The following is an 830-nucleotide window of genomic DNA, read 5'->3' on the forward strand; positions in this document are numbered from 1 at the left end:
TGGAGCGGGTGTTGCGGGCGCCGCAGCATCCGTACACGTGGGGGTTGTTGTCGAGTGTGCCGTCGTTGCACGGTGACGCGGACGCGGACCTGGTGCCGATCCCGGGCAACCCGCCGTCGTTGATCAATCTGCCGTCGGGGTGCGCGTTCCACCCACGCTGCCGTTGGGCCGACGTGAACGGCGACCGGTCCCGCACGGAGGTTCCGGAGTTGGTCGCGGCGGGGGCGGCAGGGCATCGGGTGGCGTGTCACCTGCCGGTCGCCGCGCGGGAGCGGATCTACCGCGACGAGGTCGCGCAGGTGGGGGTGGCCCGATGAGTGCTGACCAGGACACGACGGGCGCGGTCGACGGCCGGCGGGGTGCGGCCGTCCTTGCGGCGCCGGACAGTGAGCCGTTGCTGTCGGTGCGGGGGCTGACGAAGCACTTCCCCGTCCGGCAAGGGCTGCGCGCGCGGGGTGCGGTGCGGGCGGTCGACGGGCTGGACTTCGACGTGCGCCCCGGCGAGACCCTCGGGCTGGTGGGGGAGTCGGGGTGTGGGAAGACCACGACCGGGCGGATGCTGGTGCGTCTGCTGGAACCCACCGCCGGGTCGATCACCTTCGCCGGCCGGGACATCACCCGCGGTGGGCGTCGTGAGTTGCGCGCGCTGCGGCAGGACCTGCAGATCATCTTCCAGGACCCGTACGCGTCGTTGAACCCCCGACACACGGTCGGGCGGATCGTGGCGATGCCGTTGCAGGTCAACCGGATCACCCCGCCCGGCGGCGTCAAACACCGCGTCCAGGAACTGCTGGAACTGGTCGGCCTGAACCCGGAGCACTACAACAGGT

At 71.6% G+C, this 830-nt stretch carries 2 protein-coding genes; both read left to right on the forward strand.

Annotated features, from left to right (window positions below):
* Window positions 1–317, forward strand: a 317-nt coding sequence (locus tag F8279_RS29715) for an oligopeptide/dipeptide ABC transporter ATP-binding protein (RefSeq protein WP_368668849.1), incomplete at its 5' end; no start/stop codon positions are given.
* A partial coding sequence (locus F8279_RS29720; RefSeq protein ID WP_151501714.1) for an ATP-binding cassette domain-containing protein occupies window positions 314–830 on the forward strand: 517 nt, incomplete at its 3' end. The genes F8279_RS29715 and F8279_RS29720, both read left to right, overlap by 4 nt.

It is taken from the genome of Micromonospora sp. AMSO1212t (assembly GCF_008868145.1).
Lineage (GTDB): Bacteria > Actinomycetota > Actinomycetes > Mycobacteriales > Micromonosporaceae > Micromonospora > Micromonospora tulbaghiae.